5 protein-coding genes and 1 pseudogene are annotated in these 7,564 nt (G+C 52.7%); 4 read left to right on the forward strand and 2 right to left on the reverse strand.

Translation table 11 applies throughout. The annotated features are described in order from the left end of the window. Positions 1-726: 726 nt before the first annotated feature. Positions 727-1,686 carry an IS5 family transposase gene (locus J8I34_RS32570; RefSeq protein WP_209808317.1) on the reverse strand — a complete coding sequence of 320 codons (960 nt, stop codon included), beginning with the start codon at positions 1,684-1,686 and terminating at the stop codon, positions 727-729. A 179-nt stretch (positions 1,687-1,865) separates the two neighbouring features. Here J8I34_RS32570 and J8I34_RS32575 point away from each other — a divergent pair, with 179 nt between their 5' ends. Next, the gene (locus tag J8I34_RS32575) at positions 1,866-4,229 is read left to right on the forward strand and encodes a PEP/pyruvate-binding domain-containing protein (RefSeq protein WP_245176310.1); all 2,364 of its coding nucleotides are present in this window, start codon (positions 1,866-1,868) and stop codon (positions 4,227-4,229) included. A 693-nt stretch (positions 4,230-4,922) separates the two neighbouring features. Here J8I34_RS32575 and J8I34_RS32580 read toward each other — a convergent pair. Further along, the gene (locus J8I34_RS32580; RefSeq protein WP_209808319.1) at positions 4,923-5,912 is read right to left on the reverse strand and encodes a thiamine pyrophosphate-dependent enzyme; all 990 of its coding nucleotides are present in this window, start codon (positions 5,910-5,912) and stop codon (positions 4,923-4,925) included. A 134-nt stretch (positions 5,913-6,046) separates the two neighbouring features. Here J8I34_RS32580 and J8I34_RS32585 point away from each other — a divergent pair. The 3 genes and pseudogenes from J8I34_RS32585 to J8I34_RS32595 form a co-directional block, all read left to right on the forward strand. Then, positions 6,047-6,235, forward strand: a pseudogene (locus J8I34_RS32585) (IS5/IS1182 family transposase); the annotation flags it as partial. A gap of 90 nt (positions 6,236-6,325) precedes the next feature. Continuing rightward, a complete protein-coding gene (locus J8I34_RS32590) occupies positions 6,326-7,339 on the forward strand; it encodes a pyridoxal phosphate-dependent aminotransferase (RefSeq protein WP_245176311.1) in 1,014 nt (337 codons plus the stop codon). Between the two features lie 64 nt (positions 7,340-7,403). Then, positions 7,404-7,564, forward strand: a 161-nt coding sequence (locus J8I34_RS32595; protein ID WP_209808321.1) for a helix-turn-helix domain-containing protein, incomplete at its 3' end; no start/stop codon positions are given.

Raw genomic sequence — 7,564 nt, forward strand, 5'->3', positions numbered from 1 at the left:
TTGGGTGGAGTCTTCAGATTAACGCGTCAGCCTCTCGTGACGCTGACGTTCGCTGGAGGTATTTCAGCGGCCTGCTAAGGTCATCAAGCGCCATGTCTACGGCTACCGAGACGAGGAGTACTTCTTCCTCAAAATCCGCGCGGCCTTCCCCGGCGTTCCTCGTTGAACCAAACAAAATGCCCAAACAGGACGGGAACCTTGGCATGTTTATCGCAATAGTGTTGCCATGGTTTCGCGGTCACGAACGGAGCAGCAAAGATCTGCTTTACGACAAAATCGTCATCTTTCCCACCAATAGTCGCCGCTATTGACCATATAGCGACACACCAAGAAATAAAGTAAAGAGTGTCTTTGCTATATCAGCAAACGGATCATTGCTACTTGTCTCGATCAAAATTCGCACAGCCTATCGAGATCCAGCCAAAGCCCGCAGCCAGTACCGAAGGCCCCAATAGTCCAGTCATGCCAGGCGCGTTGAAGATCCACACCAACCCGCATAGACATTCAAGGGGCCACGACCCCCTTGTCATTTCCTTCAAAGTCCCCGCTCTCAATCAATCCATTGAGTTGTGAGTATTTATGTTTTTAGGTTTGGCACGCATGTTGCTCGAGGTACTTACAGAGCGTCGATGTGTAAATTAAGTAATGCCACATAATTTCGCTCTATTCGGAGGCGTTGTTGCATAAATTGAGATTGAAAACAGGGGCTCCTCGGTGAGGCTGAACTCAGGTGATACAGACGGATTGCGGGCGAGCGAGCGCGACCATGCGGTTGAGCACGCCCGCACGGATGGCCACTTCGGTGGCCTGCGAGCCGATTTCGCGTGCCCACAGACTGTGTACCGTCAGCGTCTTGAGGCGGTACATCAGGGTCTCGGCCAGCGAGCGCCGGTGATAGCCGCTGGCGGCTTTCCATTCGCGTCGACTGCTCTTCTCGATGACATCGATGGCCTCGTTACGCCAGGCTGCACCCGGCGTACTTTCGGACCATGGCTTCGCTCCATCGCGTGGTGGAATCGAGGGCTGTGCATCCCGCGCGACAATCGCCGCGTGGCACGGCTTGCTGTCGTAAGCGCCGTCGCCTCCGATGGTATCGATCGGTGTATCAGCGGGGATCTGATCGAGCAGGTCGGCCAACACTTCGCCATCGCCAACGTCCTGATGGGTCATCAGCGCGGCACGGATTTGGCCGGTGTTCGCATCCATGGCGAGATGGACCTTGCGCCAAATCCGGCGCTTGGACCAACCGTGCTTGCGAACCTTCCACTCGCCTTCGCCGTAAAGCTTCAGCCCAGTGCTGTCGATCACCAGATGCAGCGGTTCGCTGGTACGCGAGGCGAGCAGCACAACGTTCAGATTCTGCGCGCGGCGGCTCAATGTCGTGTAGTTCGGCACTGGCAGCGTTGGGAAGGCCAGGGTGCGCAAGCTCTGCGCGAAGCCTTGCAGCGCGCGCAGCGGCAGGTGGAACACCTGCTTGAGACCGAGCAGACCCTGGATCAGCGCATCCGTATAGACGAGCGGGTGGCCACGCTTGGGCGACTGGGCTTTAGCCGGTGGCACGAGCAAGCTCTCTTCGACCCACATCGTCACGTCTCCTCGGGCTATCAGCCCCTTGTTGTACTGCGCCCAGTTCTTGACGCGGTAGACCCCGTTGGGCTCGGCTTGCTGTCGGTTGTTCTTGCGCATCGTCCCGGAAAAAGTCCGAGACACTACGCCGCTTCGTCAGAAGTTAACAGAGCCAGCGGTCCAGCGCGTTGCGCGTAAACGTCAGCCCAACCGACCCCGGATCTATGCAACAACGTCCTATTCGGACCACAAATCACACCCAAACACGGAAACATATTATTAGCCTGGAGATCAATAAATTGGACAAATCGACTTCCTCCATGGGCATTTTCTCAGACGCCGCCCCCTTCAAAAACACAAAAGCGAAAACATTAATCGCACTTAGATCCGCCGCCTCGAAATTCGACGTTTATCCGCTTCATCGTGTGACGCATGCACAATGGAGCACGAATTCCACAAAGATTGCCAAACTAATCAAGATATCTTTTGGAATATCGGAGCCTCTAGCAGTTCGATCTAGCGCAGCATCCGAGGATAGTCTGGAGCAATCTAAAGCCGGCCAGTACCTTTCTGTCTTAAATGTCCGTACCGATGAGCAACTGATTCAAGCAATAGATGATGTGTTCTCTTCGTACGGCACCCTATTGCCATCCGACGAGGTGTTCGTCCAACCGATGGCCAAAGATATCGCAGTAAGTGGCGTTGTCATGACTTGCGACCCTGAATCTGGCCTTCCATACTATATTGTCAGTTACGATGAGAGCGGCGATACCACAGTTGTGACTTCCGGTGGAAACGGCACCCGCACTTACATATTTGTACCGGGCCACGATGCACCGGAGCCTCTCCGCTGTTTGGTGCCAGCAATAGAAGAAGTGATCGAAATTGTTGGCATTAAAGAGGTAGATATCGAATTCGGGATCTCGAATAATGGAACCGTGGTGATCTTCCAGGTACGGCCCATCACAGCCCCGCGGAAATGTGGATATAGCGTAGGCCACCTTGACATGCTTCTCCAATCACTGACTTGCGTTGAAGCGTCGATCGAGGACGTCAACAGCTTCAATAACGGCCAGGGACTCGTAGGGGAAGTTCTTGGAGTCATGCCGGATGTGAACCCCGCCGAGTTGATAGGAACTAAGCCGAGACCATTGGCCGCCTCCATCTTTCGTCACCTGTTCACTAATACCGCGTGGGCTTCCGCGCGGGCAAATTTCGGGTACCGAGATTTGCGCGCAGTTCCCCTCATGCATATGATTGGCGGCACACCATATGTTTCTGTATCAGCAAGCGTCGCCTCCTTTTTACCGGCCACATTGCCCCATTCCATAGGAAAAAAAATCATCATCGAAGCTCAACGCAATTTAATTCTTATGCCAGAGCTTCATGACAAAATAGAATTTCGCGTTGTTCCAACTTGCCTCAAACCAAGAATGAGGGACGGCCATTGGCGCGAGCTATTTCCAAGCCTTTCTGAGAACGAATGGGCATCGTACCTGGACCTGCTACGTACCTTAACGAACCGCATTATCACTGGCGACGACCTCTTTGATCGTACTAGACACGGCATCGAAGCATTGGAATCCGCTGCAAGATCTATAAATTGGGATGAGGACCACGGATTGCTAGATGTCCTATCGTTGATCGAAAAAGTGCACGTGCATGGCACAGTGCTATTCTCTGAGATTGCGAGAGCGGCCTTCGTAGCCACGGACATTCTCAAGTCATTAGAGTCTGAAAAATTGCTTCGCCCGGGGTTCCTGGATGCCGTCGTGCGCGCCTCCGACTCCGTTGCAGCCCAACTAGTAAACGATTTTTCAGCACTACAGCCTGCAGAATTTCTAAATTTACACGGCCATATTCGCCCTGGCACATACGAGATCACCGTTCCTCGATACGACGATCCTATTAGTAAATACTTCGACTGGATGAATCGCACCATCAAGGAGGAGCCGACAGAAGTATCCGCCATCGACTTAGCTCTGTCACCTGCTCAGATATCAGCCCTTTCTTCCGAGTTCGATCGAACCGGCTACGCTTTCGATTGGCCGATATTTGAAGCCTTTGCAATGAAGGCGATTCAGGGCCGTGAACGCGTCAAGCATTCTTTTAGCCGTCTAATTTCGGACGCCTTGGAGATGCTCGCACTCGTCGGAGCAAATCTTGGTCTTAGCAGGGACGATCTGTCGTTCCTTACGATGCCCGACATTGCATTCTCTTTAGAGATTCGCTCCAATCATTCGACCTTTCTGCGGTCTGCAGTCGAGAGAAATCGACAGCACTGGGAAACAACCAGATATCTGCGCCTGCCTGATCTGTTGTGCTCACCGAAAGACATCTTCGGCTTCCATGTCTTCCACTCCCGCCCGAGCTTCATTACCGAGATCACAGTTGAGGGGGTTGTCACGGATGTATATGGTTCGTCTTTCAAGGACAGCATCGTATTTATGGAAAATGCTGACCCCGGTTTTGACTGGATATTCACGCACGGCGTCAAGGGATTCATCACGAAGTACGGTGGCGAAAATTCACATATGTCAATCAGAGCGCGCGAACTTGGTGTTCCCGCCGTTATCGGCGCCGGCAGCCGCTTTGAACAATGGCGGAACGCACGCGTTATTCGACTCGAATGTGCAGCTCAACGCGTCCAAGTTCTCGGTTGAGCTATGTTTCGTAAAAAATGAGGAAATAGAAGCGATGTCTGAACACGGAGTACGGCGATGCCCTCGCCGCATTAGAACGCTCCCACGAGCGGCCTTACCGAGACTCGTGAGGACCTCATAGCCAAGTTGCTTCGCTTGGCCCTCGGCAGGCACACCGATCACGGTCCTGCCGAGGGCGGTCAGCCCTTCGACATCCATATTCCAGGATGATCTTGCGCAACAGGGGACCCTGATGCTCTTATAGGGTAGGAGGTAACCAGCGTGATAGATCCGATACCATGATCCAACTTACTCAGCAAGGCGACCAGTCAATACAACTGTAATCGCTAGGTGATGAGAGGGTCATGTTGACATCATGAGCGTCGCCAACTGGCGTGCCCGTTTGATTTGGAAGCGCGTGAAAATGAACAAATCGATGCGGCGATGATCACTCAGCCATTAAATGAGTGGATTCTCGTCAGGCACGGGGGGCGAGCCCATAAACACTTGGAAATTCATAGCTGTGTCCCGCCGTTCTCCATACCGGATCCTGAAGCGGCTAACTTTATCGAAAACTTCATAGAATGGAGAATCACCTCACCGGAACTGGTCAATATTTGGCATATCCCCCACGCTGACTTCGATCACCGTCGGTACACTCGTCGTTGAAATGGCCCGACGTAATGCGAACCGCAGTCCTTCGGGAAAGTCCGTTCAGAACGCTTGTGCACCAAAGCTTTCCGACAAACGGCAGAAATCTGGATTTCGAAGATCAGTTGCTATAATTCTACCGCCGTAGTCGTTGGCTTGCATCTGGCGGACATTTCCAAGACAGTTGTTATTTAAAAGCAGAACGATCAAAGGAATCTTATGCTGAACAGCAGTGGCTATCTCTTGAACGGCAAACATGAACCCGCCGTCCCCCGTAATAGAAACCACGGGTACGTTAGGCTTTGCAACCTTCACTCCGAGCGCAGTAGGAAAGCCATATCCAAGTGTTCCCTGATAGCCGGTAGATATGTAAGTGCGGGGACTGTATACAGGATAAACGATGCGAATCGCAAAGCCAACCTGGGTTAATTCGTCTACAAATATTCCATGTTCACCTATTTCTTCACGGATAACCTTCAGATCGCTCAATTGTGGTTCGAGCACCGCTGAACGCGCTTCCCATGCGGCTTTGACTTCCATCAATGCAGTTTCTCGTGGACTTCGAACTGCATTGTATTTTTCAAGCGTTCTCAGCAAGAGTGGCAAGGCTTGCTCTGCCCGAGCCGTAGTTTCGCATTTCGGCGTGAAAAATCTACGATGGGTGGTCGGGTCAACGTCAATGCGAATAATATCCGGCCGATGTGTCCGAATCCATTTTTTGGCTGGGATTCGTGTTGGTACCGATGGCCAAAACAACATCGGTTTTCTCCAAAGATCCTTCGCGGCAGGCAGGTGAAGGGAGAGATAGCTACGGGCATCCACAACCCCCATACCGGTACGATATGCCACGACCGGTGCCTGTAAGACCTCCGCTAACTGCCGGACCAGTGTGCTCGCGCCTTGCGCACCGCCTCCGACAAATATCATTGGAGCAACTGAGGCACCTAGCACTTTGGCGACCTCTTCGATAGCTTCCTCGCCCAGAGGAGGTTCATAGGGAGTCCGTAGTTTGAGTTGGGGATCGGCGGGAGCCGTGCTGGTCAACACGTCCATTGGAATCTCCAGTCCAACGGCGTTGTTGCATAAATCCGGGATCGGATGGGCTGACGTTTACGCGCAACGGCTGGAACGCTGGCTCTGTTAACTTCTGACGAAGCGGCGTAGTGTCTTGGACTTTTTCCGGGACGATGCGCAAGGACAATCGACAGCAAGCCGAGCCCAACGGGGTCTACCGCGTCAAGAACTGGGCGCAGTACAACAAGGGGCTGATAGCCCGAGGAGACGTGACGATGTGGGTCGAAGAGAGCTTGCTCGTGCCACCGGCTAAAGCCCAGTCGCCCAAGCGTGGCCACCCGCTCGTCTATACGGATGCGCTGAGGGTTGCAGGAAATAGCTAGTTGTTGGGGTGTCATAATCAAATGCAGGGCTATTCGTGAATTGATGAAATGATGGCGGACGAAGAAAGAATGAAGATTACGAACCTCTCCTCAAACGAAAACCCATTTGGTCCATCACCCAAAGCAGTTGATGCCGCGAAATTAGCAATTGCCTCGGCGAATCGTTATCCAGAACGCACCGACAACAAGCTCTGCGACGCCCTAGCTGCGTTTCATGGTAGAGGGCTTACAAGCGCGCAATTTTTCTCGGCAAACAGCGGTGTCGAGGTACTGTCTTTAGTGGAAGATGCGCTGATTAAGCCTGGTCAACGTGCCATCATATGTCCGCCCTGCTTTAGAGAATACTCAAGATCCCTTGCAAGTAAGGGATGCGAGATAGACAGAGTGCCTCTTATTAGACCGGATTTCCGCTTGGACGTCGATGCAATCCTGCGCAAGATAAACAAGGATACCAGGCTCCTATATCTTTGTAATCCAAATAATCCGACCGGGACCTGGTTTGGGGAAAATGTCTTGGATGCAGTGTTGGATAAAATTCCGGATTATGTCACCGTAATTTATGATGAGGTGTATTATCAATTTGCTACGGAAGAAGGCCTTCCTGACGCTATACGGCATGTCCTCGACGATCAAAATGTCGTGATTGTTCATAGCTTTTCCAAGGCTTATGGTTTGGCTGGTATGCGCATCGGTTATGGGATCGCGCCGCAACGGATAGCACGGAATGTGAAAAAGCGGAAACGAAATTTTCACCTAAGCACAGCAGGAATGGAAGCTGCGATTGCCGCTTTGGGGGATAGGGTTCACTTGCAGCGCACCGTCGATAACAACCATGCCGAGCGGCTCAGGCTCGCGATCGGGCTGAAAGCCCTGAATCTGGAGGTGACACCAAGCCAGGCAAACTTTCTCATGGTTCGCTGTCCCAAAGGCTTCAACGCTGAGGAACTGGCGGGGCTCTTAGTTGGGCACGGGGTGATGGTACGTCCCGCATTCGATCTGCCGCACTGCATAAGAATAACGGTCGGTGCACCAGGTGACAACACGAGATTACTCGCATTATTGGATACGCTTCTGGAAGGTTGAAGACTATGAGAGGGCGTCCTCAAATCTGAAGTGCAACACCTTGCCATTTGGTAAGGTGTAGTGGATGACGAAGAAGAAGTACTGGCAACAGCAACCCGAAGAGCGCATGCGCATCGAGATTTGGAAGGCGGAGCAAATCGGCGTGAGGGACATGGCCTTCCGGCTGGGGCGCTCGCCGTCCACCATTTCGCGTGAGCTTGCCCGCAATACCTGCCATGGGCACTC

It is taken from the genome of Cupriavidus phytohabitans, from assembly GCF_017815025.1.
Classification (GTDB): Bacteria; Pseudomonadota; Gammaproteobacteria; order Burkholderiales; family Burkholderiaceae; genus Cupriavidus.